The organism is Xanthomonas sp. NCPPB 3005 (genome assembly GCF_041228095.2).
Taxonomy (GTDB): domain Bacteria; phylum Pseudomonadota; class Gammaproteobacteria; order Xanthomonadales; family Xanthomonadaceae; genus Xanthomonas_A; species Xanthomonas_A bonasiae.
Genome location: NZ_CP166096.2, coordinates 1,959,843 through 1,976,589 on the forward strand (window position 1 = coordinate 1,959,843; position 16,747 = coordinate 1,976,589).

The 16,747-nt window shown below is 69.4% G+C and carries 14 protein-coding genes; 3 read left to right on the forward strand and 11 right to left on the reverse strand.

Annotated features, from left to right (window positions below; translation table 11 throughout):
• Positions 1-86: 86 nt before the first annotated feature.
• The 7 genes from AB8810_RS08355 to AB8810_RS08385 all read right to left on the reverse strand — a co-directional run bounded on the left by AB8810_RS08355 (position 87) and on the right by AB8810_RS08385 (position 8,876).
• Positions 87-2,282 carry a xanthine dehydrogenase family protein molybdopterin-binding subunit gene (locus AB8810_RS08355; protein ID WP_369916232.1) on the reverse strand — a complete coding sequence of 732 codons (2,196 nt, stop codon included), beginning with the start codon at positions 2,280-2,282 and terminating at the stop codon, positions 87-89.
• A 22-nt stretch (positions 2,283-2,304) separates the two neighbouring features.
• Positions 2,305-3,306, reverse strand: coding sequence for a xanthine dehydrogenase family protein subunit M (locus AB8810_RS08360; RefSeq protein WP_369916234.1), 1,002 nt, complete (start codon positions 3,304-3,306; stop codon positions 2,305-2,307).
• The gene (locus AB8810_RS08365; RefSeq protein WP_179565998.1) at positions 3,293-4,126 is read right to left on the reverse strand and encodes a 2Fe-2S iron-sulfur cluster-binding protein; all 834 of its coding nucleotides are present in this window, start codon (positions 4,124-4,126) and stop codon (positions 3,293-3,295) included. The genes AB8810_RS08360 and AB8810_RS08365 overlap by 14 nt, the downstream gene beginning before the upstream one ends.
• A gap of 339 nt (positions 4,127-4,465) precedes the next feature.
• On the reverse strand, positions 4,466-6,856 hold the full coding sequence (locus AB8810_RS08370; RefSeq protein ID WP_369916237.1) for a TonB-dependent receptor: 2,391 nt from the start codon (positions 6,854-6,856) through the stop codon (positions 4,466-4,468).
• Between the two features lie 458 nt (positions 6,857-7,314).
• Entirely contained in the window at positions 7,315-7,653 is a 339-nt protein-coding gene (locus tag AB8810_RS08375) for a VOC family protein (RefSeq protein WP_179565994.1), read from the reverse strand.
• Positions 7,654-7,707: 54 nt separating this feature from the next.
• Positions 7,708-8,451 carry an SDR family NAD(P)-dependent oxidoreductase gene (locus AB8810_RS08380; RefSeq protein ID WP_369916239.1) on the reverse strand — a complete coding sequence of 248 codons (744 nt, stop codon included), beginning with the start codon at positions 8,449-8,451 and terminating at the stop codon, positions 7,708-7,710.
• Positions 8,439-8,876, reverse strand: a complete 438-nt coding sequence (locus AB8810_RS08385) for a DoxX family protein (RefSeq protein WP_369916241.1) — start codon at positions 8,874-8,876, stop codon at positions 8,439-8,441. Before AB8810_RS08385 ends, AB8810_RS08380 begins: the two co-directional genes overlap by 13 nt.
• Positions 8,877-9,033: 157 nt before the next feature.
• Here AB8810_RS08385 and AB8810_RS08390 point away from each other — a divergent pair, with 157 nt between their 5' ends.
• The gene (locus tag AB8810_RS08390; RefSeq protein WP_179565988.1) at positions 9,034-9,396 is read left to right on the forward strand and encodes a helix-turn-helix domain-containing protein; all 363 of its coding nucleotides are present in this window, start codon (positions 9,034-9,036) and stop codon (positions 9,394-9,396) included.
• A gap of 304 nt (positions 9,397-9,700) precedes the next feature.
• Here the strand turns inward: AB8810_RS08390 and AB8810_RS08395 are convergent, their stop codons facing one another.
• Entirely contained in the window at positions 9,701-11,764 is a 2,064-nt protein-coding gene (locus AB8810_RS08395) for a TonB-dependent receptor (protein ID WP_369916244.1), read from the reverse strand.
• Between the two features lie 169 nt (positions 11,765-11,933).
• On the opposite strand from AB8810_RS08395, the gene AB8810_RS08400 reads away from it, so the two are divergent.
• Together AB8810_RS08400 and AB8810_RS08405 are read left to right on the forward strand one after the other, a co-directional pair.
• Positions 11,934-12,347 carry a MerC domain-containing protein gene (locus tag AB8810_RS08400; protein ID WP_145707752.1) on the forward strand — a complete coding sequence of 138 codons (414 nt, stop codon included), beginning with the start codon at positions 11,934-11,936 and terminating at the stop codon, positions 12,345-12,347.
• A gap of 110 nt (positions 12,348-12,457) precedes the next feature.
• Positions 12,458-12,643, forward strand: a complete 186-nt coding sequence (locus tag AB8810_RS08405) for a 30S ribosomal protein THX (RefSeq protein WP_003468076.1) — start codon at positions 12,458-12,460, stop codon at positions 12,641-12,643.
• Positions 12,644-12,834: 191 nt separating this feature from the next.
• Here AB8810_RS08405 and AB8810_RS08410 read toward each other — a convergent pair whose 3' ends face one another.
• The 3 genes from AB8810_RS08410 to AB8810_RS08420 all read right to left on the reverse strand — a co-directional run bounded on the left by AB8810_RS08410 (position 12,835) and on the right by AB8810_RS08420 (position 16,609).
• Positions 12,835-14,232, reverse strand: a complete 1,398-nt coding sequence (locus tag AB8810_RS08410; RefSeq protein WP_369916247.1) for a chloride channel protein — start codon at positions 14,230-14,232, stop codon at positions 12,835-12,837.
• A 384-nt stretch (positions 14,233-14,616) separates the two neighbouring features.
• On the reverse strand, positions 14,617-15,141 hold the full coding sequence (locus AB8810_RS08415) for a methylated-DNA--[protein]-cysteine S-methyltransferase (protein WP_206258803.1): 525 nt from the start codon (positions 15,139-15,141) through the stop codon (positions 14,617-14,619).
• The gene (locus tag AB8810_RS08420) at positions 15,134-16,609 is read right to left on the reverse strand and encodes a DNA-3-methyladenine glycosylase 2 family protein (protein WP_369916249.1); all 1,476 of its coding nucleotides are present in this window, start codon (positions 16,607-16,609) and stop codon (positions 15,134-15,136) included. The genes AB8810_RS08415 and AB8810_RS08420 overlap by 8 nt, the downstream gene beginning before the upstream one ends.
• Positions 16,610-16,747: the final 138 nt, after the last annotated feature.

The following is a 16,747-nucleotide window of genomic DNA, read 5'->3' on the forward strand; positions in this document are numbered from 1 at the left end:
GCTGAAGCCGCTCCTACAGGTGGGTGAGGTGCGCGCGATGGCCTGCCGCCGAACGCGCGCGGTGAATCGGTGGCAGTCATGGCTGCTCAGCCGATCAGCTTGTCCGGCGTGATCGGCAGTTCGCGGATGCGCTTGCCGGTGGCGTGGAACACGGCGTTGGCGATGGCCGCGGGAATGCCGACCATGCCCAGCTCGCCCATGCCCTTGACCCCGAGCGGGTTGACGATGGTGTCGTTCTCCTCGACGAACATGGTCTCGATCAGGTGCACGTCGGCATTGACCGGCACGTGGTAATCGGCCAGCGAGGCGTTGAGCATGCGCCCGTAGCGATGATCGACCTCGGTGCCTTCGCTGAGCGCCATGCCGATGCCCATCACCACGCCGCCGATCTCCTGGCTGTGCGAGGTCAGCGGATTCATGATCTTGCCGCAGGCGGTGGCCTCGATGACCCGGGTCACCTGCACCATGCCGGTGTCCGGATCGACCTTGACCTCGATGAACTGTGCGCCGTGCGCAGCGGTGGCGTACTTCTTGCGCTCGGCCGAGGGCTTGGACTCGTGCACCACGTCCACTTGCTGCAAACCGTGCTGGCGCATCAGCTTGGCCACGTCCAGGCCGGCATCGGGTTTGCCGATCGGCTGCAGGCGGCCGTCGGCCAGTTCCACCTTGTCCACGTCCAGCCCGGCGAACGCGGCTTGCCCGTCCTGCCTGGCCAGTTCCAGCAGCTTGCCGCGAATCTCGCGTGCGGCGCCGTGGATCGCGCTGCCGACGCTGGCGGTGGTCCACGAGCCGCCCTGCGACGGCGCTTTCGGCAGGCGCGTGTCGCCGAGTTCGAACTGCACGCGCTTGGCGTCCAGCCCCAGGTATTCGGCGGCGATCAGGGTCATCACCGTGTAGGTGCCGGGGCCGATGTCGGCGGTGGCGCTGCCGACCTGGGCGCTGCCGTCGGCCTTGAGCACCACCCGCGCCAGCGCCGGCATCTGCATCGCCGCCCAGGTGCCGGTGGCCATGCCCCAGCCAACCAGCAGGCGGCCGTCGCGCATCGAGCGTGGCTCGGGCGTGCGCTTGCTCCAGCCGAAGGTCTCGGCAGCGAGCGAATAGCATTCGCGCAGCGCCTTGCTCGAGAACGGCTTGCCGGTTTCCGGATCGGTTTCGGCGTAGTTGGCCAGGCGCAATTGCAGCGGGTCCATCTTCAGCGCGTAGGCCAGTTCGTCCATCGCGCACTCGATGCCGAACATCTGGCTGATGGTGCCGGGCGCGCGCATCGCCTGCGGCGTCGGCAGGTCGGTCTCCACCACCTCGAAGCGGTCCTCGACGTTGGGGCAGGCGTACAGCGAGCGCGCGTTGCGGAAGAAGGCCTCGTTGAACGCCTCGATGCGCGAGGTGTTGAGCACGTGCCGGTAGCGGATCGCCTGCAGCTTGCCGGCGGCGTCGGCGCCCAGCCCCAGTTCCACCCGGTAGTAGGGGCGGTAGCCGTGGCCGCTGAACATCTGTCGCCGCGTGTAGACGATCTTGACCGGGCGGCCGACCGCCTTGGACACCGCGCCGAGCAGGAAGGTGTAGTAGTTCGGGCGCAGGCACGAACCGAACGCGCCGCCGACGAACAGCGACACCACGTTGACCCGCTCGAGCGGAATGCCGAAGTAACCGGCCAGTTGCTCGCGGTCCTGGTGCACGTTCTGGCTCTTGTTGACCACGGTCAGGGTGTCGCCGATCCAGTAGCCGATGCCGCCATGCGGTTCCATCGGGTTGTGGTGCTCGATCGGCATCGTGTACGCGGCTTCCACCTTGACTTTTGCGGCCGCGAACGCGGCGGCCGGATTGCCGCGCGGCTTCGGCGACTCGTCCGGGGTCGGATCGTGCGCCTGGCCGAGCAGCGCGTCGAAATCGGTGTGCGCGGTTTCCGCGGCGTAGTCCACCTGGATCAGCCGCGACGCATGCCGCGCCTGCTCGAAGGTGCTGGCCACCACCACCGCGATCGGCTGCGCGCTGAAATGGATGCGGTCGTCGACCAGCGCGCGGAACGACAGGTCTTCGCCTTTCTTCTTGACCTCGTCGGACACCGGCTTGACCGAATTCAGATGGGTCAGCACCTTGATCACCCCCGGCGCGGCCTCGGCGGCGCGGGTGTCGATGCGCACGATGCGGCCCTTGGCGATGGTGCTGGTGAGGATGTAGCCGTGGGTCAGGTGCGGGATCTGGAATTCCGCCGCATAGCGCGCCTTGCCGGTGACCTTGGCGTAACCGTCGACGCGGCGCATTTCCTTGCCGATGTAGTTCATTGCGGGTTCTCCGGTTCGGTGCTCACGCGGCGTCGCTGCCGCTGGCGCGGTGCAGGGCGCGGATCATCGCGTGGGTGCCCATCGGCACCTTGTAGGCGTTGTGCGCCAGCGGGCGCGCGGCCGCCATCTCCGCCTGTGCGGCGGCGGCGAAGGCGGCTTCACCGACGCGTTGCCCGATCAGCGCGCGTTCGGCGGCGTGCGCGCGCCACGGCTTGTGCGCCACCCCGCCCATCGCGATGCGCGCCTCGCGGATGCGCCCGTCCGGCTCCAGCGCCAACGCCGCGGCCACCGAGATCAGCGCGAACGCGTAGCTGGCGCGGTCGCGTACCTTCAGGTAGTGGCTGTGCGCGGCGAAGCGCTGCGCGGGCAGGGTGATCGACTCGATCAGCTCGCCGTGCGCCAGCTGGTTGTCCAGGTCGGCGCGGGCGTCGGGCAGCAGGTGGAAGTCGGCGAAGGGAATCTCGCGGCGGGTGCCGGCCGGCGTGCGCACCTGCACCGTCGCCTCCAGCGCGGCCAGGGCCACGCACATGTCCGACGGATGCACCGCCACGCAATGTTCGCTGTGGCCGAAGATCGCATGCGTGCGGTTGAGCCCCTCGCGCGCGCCGCAGCCGCTGCCGGGAGTGCGCTTGTTGCAGGGCAGGGCGGTGTCGTAGAAATATCCGCAGCGGGTGCGCTGCAGCAGGTTGCCGCCGTTGGTCGCCATGTTGCGCAACTGCATCGTCGCCCCGGCCAGGATCGCCTGGCTCAGCAGCGGATAGCGCTGTCGCACCAGCGGGTGGTTGGCGGTGTGGGTATTGTTGGCCAGCGCGCCTAGGCGCAGGCCGCCGTCGGCGGTTTCGGCGATCTCGGCCAGGCCCTTGAGCCGGGTCAGGTCGACGATCTCGTCGGCGCCGGTCACCCCTTCCTTCATCAGGTCGAGCAGGTTGGTGCCGCCGCCGAGGAAGCGCGCGTTCGGATTGGCGGCGACGCGGCGCACCGCGTCTTCGGCGGAGCTGGCGCGCCGGTAGTCAAACGGCGTCATCGGCCACCTCCTTCGCCAGCTTCAGCGCGGTCAGCTGGGACTGGTCGACGTAGCGCCAGGTCAGCGGGCGCGGCGCGCCGCCGCTGTGCACGTCCTGGATCGCGGCGACGATCTTCGGATAGGCGCCGCAGCGGCAGAGGTTGCCGCTCATGCGTTCGCGCACCTCGGCGTCGCTGAGTTCGGTGACCGGCTGGCTGACGTCGGCGCTGACATGGCTGGCGTCGCCGCGCTTGATCTCGTTGAGCAGCGCCACCGCCGAGCAGATCTGCCCGGGCGTGCAGTAGCCGCACTGGAAACCGTCGTGCTGCACGAACGCGGCCTGCATCGGATGCAGCCGCTCGCCGTCGGCCAGGCCTTCGATGGTGGTGATCTGCGCGTCCTCGGCCTGCGCGGCCAGGGTCAGGCAGGACAGGCGCCGCTCGCCGTCGACGATCACCGTGCAGGCGCCGCACTGGCCGTGGTCGCAGCCCTTCTTGGTGCCGGTCAGCGCCAGGTGTTCGCGCAGCGCGTCCAGCAGCGTGGTGCGCGGGTCCAGCTGCAAGGCGTGGCGCTGGCCGTTGACCTGCAGCACCACCGGCATCGCGTTCTGCGGCGTGGCCGCACTGGGGGCCGGCGCGGCGAAGGCGGCGTCGCTGAAGACGATCTGCCCGCCCGCGCTGCTGAGGCCGGCGGCCGACAGCAGGGCGAGGAATTCGCGCCGCGACAGGCCGCTGATCCCGAGCCGGCGCGCGAGCGCGGCCTCGTCGTCGCTCAGCCCGGCATCGTGCGTGGGGTCGGCGGCGCCGGGCGCGGCCTGGGAAGGGTGGGGATCGTGCTGCATCGGTCTCTCCTGCCTGGGGGACCGCCGCATCGCTGCGTTGGCGCAGCAACGGATCGGCGGTTCGACCTGGGTAGCGGTGCCGCCATCGCGGCACCGGCGCACGGGCGCGCTGAGACGCCCATGCCCGAGCATTGCAGCGGCGTCGCGAAGAGATTGCGAAGGGAGGGTGGTGGGGTGGTGATGTCGCCGGGATTCGGGATTTCGCAAGGGGGCAGCGTTTTGCGTTCCTGTAGGAGCGGCTTCAGCCGCGACAGGCGCTACGGATAGCGCCTGTCGCGGCTGAAGCCGCTCCTACGACAGCGTGCCGAGCGCAATTTCGGCGGTGGCAATGCGCAGGCACTACCAGCGATACGCCACCGACACCTGGTACTGGCGGCCGGCGATCGGGCGGCCCATGAACACGCCGCCAGTGGCCGCGCCGGGCACGCGCACGTTGCCTTCGGTCAGGCCCAGTTCGTCGGTCACGTTGCTGCCGCTGGCGGTGACTTCCCAGTGCTCGCCGGCATGCAGGCTGGCGCCGACATCGAGCATGTCGTAGGACGGCAGGCGCTGGCTGTTGGCCAGGTCGGCGTAGCGCTCGCCGATGTAGGAGTAGGTGGCGAACACGCGCAGGTCGCCGAACGGCAGCATCCAGTAGTAGCTCGGGGTCAGCCGGAACTGGCGCTTGGGCTGGCGCATCACCTGGTTGCCGGTGTACTCGCGGTAGTTGCGGTACTTGGCGTCCAGCCACACTCCGGTGCCGGCCAGTTCGAAGCCGCCGAACGGACGGATCGCGCCTTCCACCTCCAGGCCGTAGGCGCGCGAATCGCCGACCGTGGTGAAGTTGCTGCCATTGGCCAGGAAGGCCTGGAACGGCGAGTTCTTGAAGGTGTTGTAGAACGCGGTCAGGTACAGGTCGTAGGCGGCCGCACCGGACTTCAATCCCAGTTCGTACTGGTCGATGTCCTGCACCTTGGTCTGCCCGTCGCGCAGGTTGTCGAAGCCGGGGAACTTGACCCCGGAATTGACCCGCGCGAACAGGCTGTTGTGGTCGTCGAGCTTGAAGTTCAGGCCGGCGGTCCACGACAGCGCATTGTCGTCCTGGTCGATGCGGCGCGCGCTCGGCAGCGAGACCGAGGTGGCGTTGTCGTACAGCGTAGCCGGGTTGCCGTCCAGGTCCACCGTGGCGGTGTCGTGCACGGTGCCGGTGACGCGCTGGCGCTCGTAGCGCACGCCCAGGTCCAGGCGCAGGCGTTCGTCCAGTTCCCATTCGTCGGCGACGAACACCGCGGTGTTCTCGCCGTCGTAGTGCGCGCGCAGGGCGAAGAAGGCGGTGCTGGTGAAGCCGTCGCGGGTCGGCTGGCGGCCGTCGTCCAGGCTGACGTCGATGCGCCGGGCGTGGTTCTGCGCGGTCAGCAGCATGGTGTTGCCCAGGTACCAGGTGTCGTTGGATGAGTATTTGGCGTAGTAGCTGCCGATGGTGAGCGTATTGCCGGTGAACAGCTCGCGGCTCAGGCGCAGGTCGTTGGTGAAGGAGTTCAGGCGCTTGTCCACCGACCACCAGCCGGCTTCCAGCACCTGCTGGTCGGGATCGACCGCGCCGCCGCCGTTGGTATAGCTGGCGCTGCCGGTGCTGCCGTAGCCGGCGATGAAGTCGCCCAGGCGCTGCGGCGCATCGCCGGTGAACAACGCATAGGTCGGCGCGGTGCCGCCCATGACGCTGAAACGGTCGGCGAGGGTCCAATCGCCGAGTTGCCAGTTCAGTTCGCCGCCGAACACGTCGATGTTGACCCCGCGGCCATCGGCCAGGTCGCGCTGCACGGTCTCGCCATTCGGGCCGACCGGCAGGCTGACATTGCGGAAGTCGTTGCTGAGCAGGGTGCCGGTCTGCGCGTTGAGCCCGGGAAAGCTGGACAGGTCGCTGCCGTTGTTGCGCGACAGCAGCGGGATCGCGGTGTAGAAGGCGTTGTTGTCGTCGGTGTGGCGCGCGTAGAAGGTCAGGTCGCCGCTGTCCCAGCGCTTGCTCAGGGTGGCGCTGAACTGGCCGCCCTTGTCGGCGGAGAACTGCGGGTCGCGCACGCCGTCGGTCTCGCGGAAGAAACCGCCGATGCTGTAGTACCAGCCGTTGCCCATCGGCCCGCTGTTGAACAGGTCGATGCGGCGCAGATTGTCGCTGCCGCCGGTGAGGCGCACGCTGCCCGCCGGCTCGTCCTGGCCCTGCTTCTGGATGAAGTTGGCGGTGATGCCGGCCTGGCCGTTGGAGAAGATCGGGCTGGAGCCGCCGCGCAGCACTTCCAGGCGCTCGACGGTGTCGTCGGTGCGGAACAGGGTGGAGTTTTCCAGGAACGACAGCGTCGGCGGCGGGAACAGCGGCGAGCCGTCGAGCTGGAAGGTGACGAACGGCGCATCGCCTTCCGACGGCATGCCGCGCACGAAGATGTTGGCGCCGGTGCCGCCGCCGCTGGGCTCGGCCCACACGCCGGGCACGATCTTCAGCAGGTCGGCGCTGCTCTGCGGCACCGCCTGCTGGATCTGTTCGGGCGTGGCGGTGGTGATCGAGAAGCTGGCGTCGCGCTTGCGCAGGCCCTTGAAGCGCGCGGTGCCGCTGACCACCACGGTATCCAGGGTGGTGGCGTCGGACTGCGTTGTGGGCGCGGCGGGCGCAGTGGCGGTCTGCGCCAACGCCGTTGGTGCAAGCAGGGTGGCGGCGATGGACAGCGGCAGCAGGCGCAGGGGCATGGCAGGTTTCATGAAGAATCTCTCCTTTCTTCATTCGCAACGGTGCGCCGGTGCGCATGGCGGCCCGCGCGCGCAGCGCAGGTCAACGCAGGATCGGCCGGCACAGCGCGACGCAGGGGGCATCGCGCGGGACTCTTTGTAACGCCGTTGCGCGGCCAGGCCATTGTGCAGCGCGGTAGAGACAGTGTTTGCGTGACAGGCTGCGCAGGCCGATCGCCGTCGCCGGGCGTCGCGTGCGAGGCGCTGCGCAGGCGCTGCCGCGCCGATCGCTTCGTCGCAGCGCTGCAGCGTCTCCCGCTGCGAATGGCCGGTGGACCGGCGCGCGCCTTGTCGCCAATACCTGGCGCCATCGATACGCAGAGCGGACACGACAGCGGGCCGTTCGTTTTCGGCAGTGCCACAGCGGCGATGCGACGCTTTGCGCCTGTGCCGGTCGCATCCTCCTGGCGGGAGAGGATCGCCGCGTCCGATCACTCCTGGATGAGATCGAACGTGTTGCCTTCCGGATCGGCCAGGGTCGTGAAGCGGATCTGCGGCAGTTCGTATTTCTGTACCACGCTCGCACCGAGCGCGGACAGGCGCTCGGTCTCCTTGTCCAGGTCTGGCGTCCTGAAATCCGGATGCACCCTGTTGCGCCCCGTTGTCGCCCGTTCGGTTTTGAAGAACTGCAAAGGGAGGAGGTGCGGCGGCGTGTCCAGGGTGACGAGCACGCCGTGATCGGTGCCGATCGCGACGCCCAGGGCTTGCGACCACCACGCTGCCAGTGCCTGCGGGTCGATCGTGTCGATGGTGAGTGCATGCGTTTTCATAGGCGTTTTCCTTGTTGAAGGGCACGCGGCGCAGCGGTGCGGCGCCGCAGCGTCTCAGCGAGCGCTGTCGATGATGAGTCCGCCGTCAGGGGTGAGGCTCGATCCCGTGATGAACTGTGAATCCGCTGTCGCGAGGAACAGCACGACAGGGGCGATATCCGGCTCCGGTTGCCCGAAGCGGCCCAACGCATTGGTCGGCGGCGGCACGTCGTGTTCCGGACCCCAGGTCTCGGCCACGGGCAGGACGTTGTTCACGGTGATCCGGTCGGCGCCCCATTCGCGCGCAGCGGTGCGGGTCAGGGCGCGGACCGCCTCCTTCGCCATGTTGTAGGGCGTATAGCCAGCCAAGCCGACCACGCCGGCCGATGAGCCGAAGTTGATGACGCGGCCTTCGCCGCTGGCCTTCAGATACGGATAGGCGGCCTGCATGGTGAGCAGATAGGCGATCGGCCCCGTGTCGAAATTGCGCTGCAACTGCTCCGCCGACAGTTCGATGACGGAAGAGAACGGCGCCGACGGATCGAAGGCGTTGTTGACGAGGATGTCGAGCCCGCCGAACGCTTCCACGGCCCTGTTCACCGCCGCCTTGATCTGTTGCGCGTCGCTGATGTCGGCGGCGATACCGATCGCGGTGCCGCCGGCGGCCTCGATCTCGGCCACGACGGCGTCGACAGTGGTCGCGGTGCGCGACAGCACGGCCACCTTGGCGCCTTCGGCCGCCAACAGCCTGGCGGTGGCGCGGCCGATCCCGCGCGTGGCGCCGGTGACGAGCGCGATCTTTCCATTCAGTCGTGCCATTTCGTTGCTCCGTTCAGTGGGGGTGTTGTGTGGTGGATCGCAGCGGTCGCGGCATAGGGCGAGGGCACGTCGCGCGCGGCGTTCTGCGTGGTGAAGGACGCGGCCAGCAGGGCCAGGCCGACGACGGCCGGCAGCGCGCCCTTCGGCTTGCGCACGCCAAGGTGCGCGGATCCGGACAGCAGCAGGTGGAAGAAGATGCCGGCATAGGCCAGGTCGCTCAGCGGCACGCTGAAGCGCGACAGGATCGCGAGCGGCGCGAGCAGCTTCACCACGATCATGAGCGGCACGAGGTAGGCGGCAGGATAATGCAGCTCGGCAAGGATCCGCCGGACCCACGCTGCTTTGCTCGCGTATACAAATGCGGAGCTCAGATAGAGCAGCGACAATAGCGCCGTGCTGGTCCAATAGATAATGATCGGGGTCATGGTTGTTTCCGGTCGCCTCGCGCCCGGGCAAGGCCTTTTGTCGATTTTCGTTTCGCTCGTTTGCGCTGCGGCAAAGAGCATGTATAAGAATTTACGCGCTTGATGAATCCGCACAAGTAGGATGAATTATCGACACCAAGTATGGAAAAGCAGACCAATGAAACCGAAAGGTGATTTCACCATGCAGGATGAGATGCGCCGTGCGTTCTCGATGCTCTCGGGCAAATGGAAGCTCGAGATCATGTGGCTGCTCAATCAGCGGGTGTATCGCTTCGGGGAATTGCGCAAGTCGATCCCGGGCATCACCCAGCACATGCTGACGTCGCAGTTGCGCGAGCTGGAACTGGATGGCCTCATCTCACGCACCGTCTATGCAGAGGTTCCGCCGCGCGTGGAGTACGCGATGACCGACAAGGCGCGAGGCCTTGGTCCCACGATGCAGGCGCTCACCGCCTGGTGGAATGAGCATGGAAAGACGGTGCCGACCAAGGCGAACGCTCGGGGCAGAAAACCGAAATGACCGAGGCCGCTTCCTTGGCCCGCATCGCATCTGGCACGGGAGCCCGCGCACCCCGGCTTTGGCGGCCGGAATGGTTCCGGTGCGGCCTGTGCATATGCGTGGCGACAGCGGATCCGGGCGTCGGATAATCCGGGAGCGCGCGCGATCGCGCGCCGAAGCGTTGGCTGTGCGCCGCTTTCGTTTTCCGAGCGGACCTGCTGCGCGCGGCGCCTTTTGGGAGCGCCGCCCCATCATGGCGGGGACACAAAAAAAGAGGCCGCCCTGAGGCGGCCTCGCTTCTGGCGCGGGCGGGAGGGGAACCGCGTCAGAAGAACAGGCGCACGCCGAACGAAGCGTTGCGGCCCGGCAGCATCACGTCGTCCTTCAGGAACGAGGTGTGCACGCGCGCGTCCTGGTCGGTCAGGTTGTTGCCGTCCAGGAACACTTCCCACGCGGTGGTGCCGGCATCGACGTGGTAGGCCAGGTGCGCATCGACCAGCGTGTAGCCGTCGGTCGGGGTCTCGTTGACCGCCACCTTGTCCTGCTTCTGATAGCGGGTCGCACCGAGCGACGCGCGCCAGTTGCTCGCGTCCCAGCGCAGCTGCGCGCCGTAGCGCGCTGGGGCGATGCGCGGCAAGTTGCCGCCGTCCTTCAGCCGCGCGCGCACGGTGTCGCCGAACACGCGCAGGTCCCAGGCGCCGCTGTCGTTGTCGGCCAGGTGGAAGGTGGCCTCGCCCTCGAAGCCATGGAAGATCGCGTCGGCCTGGGTCCACTGGCGGATCGGCAGGAAGTCGTTGTCTTCCTCATGGAACCATTGCGCGCCGGTATCGACGATGTAGATGAAATCGTCGTAGCGGTTGTAGTACGCCGCCACCTTGGCATCCACCCAGGTGTTCTTGAAGTTCAGTCCCAGCTCGGCCTGGTTGGCCTTCTCCGGCTTGAGGTCGGCGTCGCCGATCTCGTAGGCGAGGGTGGCGATGTGCGGGCCGTCGGCGAACAGTTCCTCCTCGGCCGGCGCGCGCTCGGCGTGATCCAGGTTGGCGGTCAGGCGCCATTGCTCGTTGAAGCGGAAGCCGCCGCTGAGCGAGAAGCTCTTCGGAGTGAAGTCGCGGTCCACGCCGGTGTCGGTCTCGTACTTGACCTTGTCCACGCGCGCGCCGACTTCGGCGGTGACGCGGTCCCAGTTGTTGCGGGCCACGGCGAACACGCCGATGGCGCGGGTGTCGGTCTTCGGCACGAACGCCTCTTCGCCGATCGCCTGGAAGGTGGAATCGCTGCCCTGCACGCCGAACGCGGTCTGCCAGCCGCCGCCGACGGTGAAGGAGGCTTCGACGCGGCCTTCGTTGGCGCGCTTGTCGAACACCGTACCCACTTCCTCGCCTTCGAACTCGGTGTGGGTGTAGGCGGTGTGGCCGAAGCTGTAGCGCAGCGCGCTGCCGTCGCCCCACGGATCGGTCAGCCCGCCCTTGAGCTCGTAGCGGTCCTGGTGCATGCGCAGCGACACGCCGCGCTCGCCGGCGGCCAGGTCGCCGGGTTCGCCCGGGTTGCCGTAGTTGTCGCGGAAGCGCGAGGCCGACACGCCGACGAAGCCCCAGTCGCCGGCCAGCGAGGCGCCGATCGAGCCGGTCTTGGTGTCCAGGAAGGAATTGGCCTGGCGGCCCTGCGGGGTGTCGTAGTCCTTCTGGTTGCGGTACACGCCGTCGGCATGGATCGACAGGCCGCTGCCGTTGCCGGCATCGACCCGGAACATGTCGGTGTTGCCGTCCTTGTCGCCGCCGTCGAAGCGTACTTCGGCGCGGCCGTGCACGCCGTCCACCGGGGTCTCGGCGATACGCCCGTCGACCACGTTGACCACGCCGCCGATCGCGCCGGAGCCGTACAGCAGCGTGGACGGGCCCTTCAGCACTTCGATCTGGTCGGCCAGGAACGATTCCACGGCCGGCGAGTGGTCCTGGCTGACGGTGGACACGTCCTGGGTGGACAGGCCGTCGCTGAGCACCGCCACGCGCGGGCCGTCCAGGCCGCGGATGATCGGTCGGCCCACGCCGGGGCCGAAGTTGGAACTCTGCACGCCGGGCAGGCTGGCCACGGTCTCGCCGACGCTGGCGCCGCGGTTCTCGTCCAGGCGCTCGCCGGCCAGCACCTCCACCGGCTGGCTCAGGTCGCCGGCGGCGTCGCGCAGCGGGCTGGCGGTGACCACCACCGCGTCCATGTCCTTCACGTGGCGGTCCTGCTTGCGGCCCTCGGCATGGCGGCTGTCGCTGGCCGGCGGCGTGGCGGCGTCCGCGGCGGACGCATCGGCGGCCAGGGCCAGGGCGGGACTGAGCAGGCCGCCCAGCGCCAGGGACAGGGCGGTGCGACGGAGCGAGCGGGAGCGGGAGGAGGACATAGGCATACCGAATGGGAGGGAAAAAAGGCGCCGCCAGGCGAGCGCGGGCGCTCGCGTGCGCCGCGCGGAGGCGGCGGCAGGCATGGCATGGGGGGCGTGGCGACCCCCTGGTCGCCGGCCGGGTAATGTTATATTATTCTATAACGCAATCACCACTGTGCTGGAAGTCATGTCGCCCACCTCCGATCTGCGCGCACTGCTCGACCGCCTCGGCGCCACCGGTTCGCTGCTGTGCGCGGTGCATTGCGCGCTGCTGCCGCTGGCATTGGCCGTATTGCCCTCGCTGGGCCTGTCGGTGTGGCTGGGCGATGGCGTGGAACGCACGCTGGTGCTGTTCGTGACCTGCCTGGGCCTGTTCAGCCTGGTGCTCGGCTACCGCCGGCATCGCGCCTGGCAGGCGCTGGGCCTGCTGCTGCTGGGTCTGCTGTCGTTGTGGGCCGGCATGCTGGTGCCGGCGCTGCACCATGCGGTGGCGCCGCACGCGGCGATCATGACCTTCGGCGGCACCCTGGTCGGGCTCGCGCACCTGCTCAACCTGCGCCTGAACCACGGCCACGTGCACGACGCCAGCTGCGCCCACTGAGCGCACGTGATAGGCTTGCCGCCCTTGCGCGAGGGCGCTGACCGCGTTGGCCTCGCCAAACCCGTGCACCGCGCGGGGATTTTCGCACACACATTCAGGAGTCGATGAGCATGGGTAAGGGTGACCGCAAGACCGCCAAGGGCAAGCGCTACAACGCCAGCTATGGCAATTCGCGCTCGCACAGCGTGAGCAAGGTGGCCGTGGGCGCCGCGTCGCCGGTCGCCAAGAAGTCGGTGGTCAAGGCCCCGGCGGCGAAGAAGGCCGTGGCCAAGAAGACGGTCGCCAAGGCCGGCTGAGCCTCGGCTCCAGCAGTACGGAAGAACGCGGCGCTTGCGCCGCGTTTTTTTTGCCTCGAAAAAAACGCCGCAGCCTCGCAGCCCGCAGGGTGCAGCTTAAGCCCCTCTCCCCCCGGCGACCGAAGGAAGTCCCCGTGGGAGAGAGGGGGTGGGGTGAGGGTCCGGCGCGAAGCGACTCGCGGAGTCGGCGCTCAGCGCGGCGGATCGTCCTCGCCGCTGTCGCCGGCCAAGTCGGTGGTCAGCGGCGTCGGCTCGGGTTCGGGCTCGGCGACGCTCGGCACCGCCAGCAGGTGTTCGGCCAGGCCGCGATAGATCGGCGTGCGGCACACCAGCGCCGAGGCGCCGCGCGCGATCAGCACCGTGGCCAGGATCGGCAGCAGCATGTCGCTGCTGTCGGTCAGTTCCAGCGAGATCACCGCCGAGGTCAATGGCGCCTGGGTGACGCCGGTCAGATAGGCGCACATGCCGAGCAGCACGAAGGTGCGCGGATCCACGTCCGGCATCAGCACCGCCAGGTTGTGGCCGACGCCGGCACCGACCGCCAGTGCCGGCGAGAACAGGCCGCCGGGAATGCCGGCCACGTACGACACCAAGTTGGCGAGCAGCTTCATCAGCCCGAACTCGTGGCCGACGCTGGCGTGGCCCTGCACCAGGCTGCGCGCCTGCTCGTAGCCGGTGCCGAACGCGCCGTTGCCGAACACCAAGCCCAGCGCGACCAGGGCCAGGCCGCAGGCCGCGGCCAGCAGGACCGGATGGCGGGCGCGCAGCGCGCCCAGCCAGCGCGGCTTGCCGGCGACGGTGGCCAGCACCATGCGGCTGAACGCGCCGCCGAGCAGGCCGGCGACCGCCCCGCACAGCACGATCGCCAGCCACGCCCGGCCCAGCGGCAGCGCCGCGGACACTTTGCCGAAGTAGGTGTAGTTGCCGAGCAGGCCCAGCGAGATCACGCCGCCGACGATCACCGCGGTCAGCAAGGTGCCGGAGAAGCGGTGTTCGAAGCGGCCGCTCAGTTCCTCGATCGCGAACACCACCCCGGCCAGCGGCGTGTTGAACGCCGCGGCGATGCCGGCGGCGCCGCCGGCGAGCAGGAAATGCGAGGCCTGGCGCGGATCGCGGAAGCCGAACCAGCGCCCGAGCACGTACATCAGGCTGGCGCCGACGTGCACGGTCGGGCCTTCGCGCCCGACCGAGGCGCCGCCCAGCAAGGCCAGTGTGGTCAGCAGCAGCTTGCCGGCGGACACGCGCAGCGACAGGTTGGTCTGCCGGAAGGCGTCGTCGGGCCGTTCCAGCGCGGCGATCACCTGCGGGATGCCGCTGCCGCGGGTGGGGCGCAACACGCCGTTGGTCAGCCAGGCGAGCAGCGCGAACACGCTCGGCGTGAGCAGCAGCGCCCACCACGGCGAGTGCGCGATGATGCGCTGGAACAGGTGGAAGGCCGCGTCGCTGGCCTTGGCGAACACGATCGCGACCAGCGCCACCGCGACCGCGCCGCCCCACAGCACCGCGCGCTGTTTCCAGCTCTCGTGCGAAAGCAAAGGGCGCAGGCGATGGCGCATGCGCGGCGGCGGCACGGGATCGGGCGACTGCATGCGCGGATTGTCGCATGCGCGCCATCGCGTGGGCCTGTCGCCTCGTCCACACATTCATGCCCGGCGCAGTGTGGCGTTGCGCGCTTGGGCACCTTACTTCGTCGAACGCGGGTGGAGGCGACGCGGTCTGTGCCGTCGGCAACGTGGCGTGGGAGTGACTCGGCAAGGGTTGCGAAGCGCTGCGGACGCAGCAGCCCCTCTCCCATTGGGAGAGGGGTTGGGGTGAGGGTGCGTCGGAACGAGCGGTCCGATACGCCGGAATTTCCAGGCTTCGCCCGTACCCTCATCCGCCCCTTCGGGGCACCTTCTCCCGCAGGGAGAAGGGAGCGATCGTCCTGTACCGCGGTGCGCTCAGTTGTTTTCTGGGGACAGCCGCGCCGTGGTTCAGTCGAACAACGACGCCGGCGCGCCGTCCGCCTCGACGGCGCCACGCCGCTCCAACGCCAGCAGCGCGGCCTTGGTCGGCAGGCCGCCACCGAAGCCGGTCAGGGTGCCGTTGGCGCCGATCACCCGGTGGCAGGGCAGCACGATCGGCAGCGGATTGCGGCCGTTGGCCGCGCCGACCGCGCGCACCGCCCGTGGCTGCTCGATATGCCGCGCCAGCTGCGCGTAGCTCCAGGTCGTGCCGAACGGAATCTGCGCCAGCGCCTGCCACACGCGGCACTGGAAGGCGGTGCCGCGCGGCGCCAGCGGCAGGTCGAAGCGGCTGCGTTCGCCGGCGAAATACGCCAGCAACTGCTCGCGCGCTGCGCGCACCGGCGCCGCGTCGCGGATCCAGTCGGCACGGCCGCGCGCGTCGTAGCGGTTCTCCGGGAACAGGATGTGGCGCACGCCGTCGTCGCCGACGGCTACGGTCAGTTCGCCGATCGGGGTGGCGAAGGCGTCGTAGTACAGGCGTTGCTCAATCATCGGGAGTCTCCTCGGGTGGATCGCCGGCCAGATGCCACAGGTGCAGCACGGCATAGGCGCGCCATGGCCGCCAGGCCTGCGCGCGGGCGTCGGTGGCGCGTTCGCTCAGGCGCGCGCCGTCGGCGCCGAGCATGCGTTGCAGGACCAGGTCGCCGGCCGGGAACGCATCGGGCTGGCCGAGCGCACGCAGCGCGATGTAGTGCGCGGTCCAGGCGCCGATGCCGGGCAGGGCGGTGGCGCGTTCGACGAAGTCGGACAGGCGCTGGCCGGCGCGGAACGGCAGGCGTCCGTCCACCACCGCCGCGGCCAGCGCGCGGATCGTGGCGGCGCGCGAGCGCGGCAGGCCGATCGCCTCCAGCGGCGCGTCCAGCAGGTCCTGCGGCGCCGGGAACGCGCGGTCCAGGCCGGACGGCTGGCCGGGCCGCTGCGCGCCGTGGCGCTCGACCAGGCGCGCGGCCAGGGTCGCCGCGCCGGCCACGCTGACCTGCTGGCCGAGCACCGCGCGCACCGCCACTTCGAAGCCGTCCCAGCCGCCGGGCACGCGCAGTCCCGGGCGCCGCGCGATCGCGCGCGCCAGCAGGGGCTCGGTGCCGAGCGTGGCGTGCACGGCGCGCAGGTCGGCATCCAGATCGAAGATGCGGCGCACCCGCCGCACGATGTCGGGAATCGCGCGCGGATCGGCCGCGGCGATCTGCAGGCGCAATTCGTGGCGCTGCGGATCGGCCTCGACGCGGATCCTGGTGGAGGCGTCGAGCGGGCCCAGCACGCGCTCGTAGCTGGCCTCGCCGATGCGCTCGATGCCGGGGATCGCGCGCTTGCGCAGGAACGCCAGCATGGCCGCGAAATCCAGCGGCGGGCGGTAGCCCAGGCGCAGCAGCAGGTCGCCGCCGGGCACCGCGGCGCGCTGTTTGCGGATCGCCGACGGCGGCATGCCGCAGCCCTCCAGGAACGCGGTGTTGAAGCGCCTCAGGCTGTTGAAACCGGCTGCCAGCGCCACCTGGGTGATCGGCAGCGCGGTCTCGGTCAGCAATTGCTTGGCCAGCAGCAGGCGCCGCGTCGCATGCACCGCGGCCGGGGTGGCGCCGAGCTGGGCGACGAACACGCGCTGCAACTGGCGCGCGCTGAGCCCGACGTCGGCGGCGAGCCGTTCGACGCTGGCGTCCTGCAGCGCGCCCTCGGCGATCAGCGCCAGCGCACGCTGCACCGATTCCTCGCCCAGGTGCTGTTGCGCTTCCGGCGACAGCTCCGGCCGGCAGCGCAGGCACGGACGGTAGCCGGCGGCGGCCGCGGCGGCGGCGCTGGGGTAGTAGCGCACGTTGCTGCGCTTGGGCGGCGGTGCCGGGCACACCGGCCGGCAGTAGATGCCGGTGCTGCGCACGGCGGTGAAGAACACCCCGTCGAAGCGCGCATCGCGGGACTGGCGGGCGCGGTCGTAGAGGTCGTGATCGTCGAGCGTGGTGTGCGGCATGCGGCCAGTCTAGTCCGCGCTGGCGCGCCGGACTCGCCGTTTTCGGACATGGATGCATCGGCCCCGGCGTGGTCCATGCGGATGCCGCTGTGGGGGATGCCTGCGGTTTAGGCGCAGTTGGGAACCGAATGCGTATCG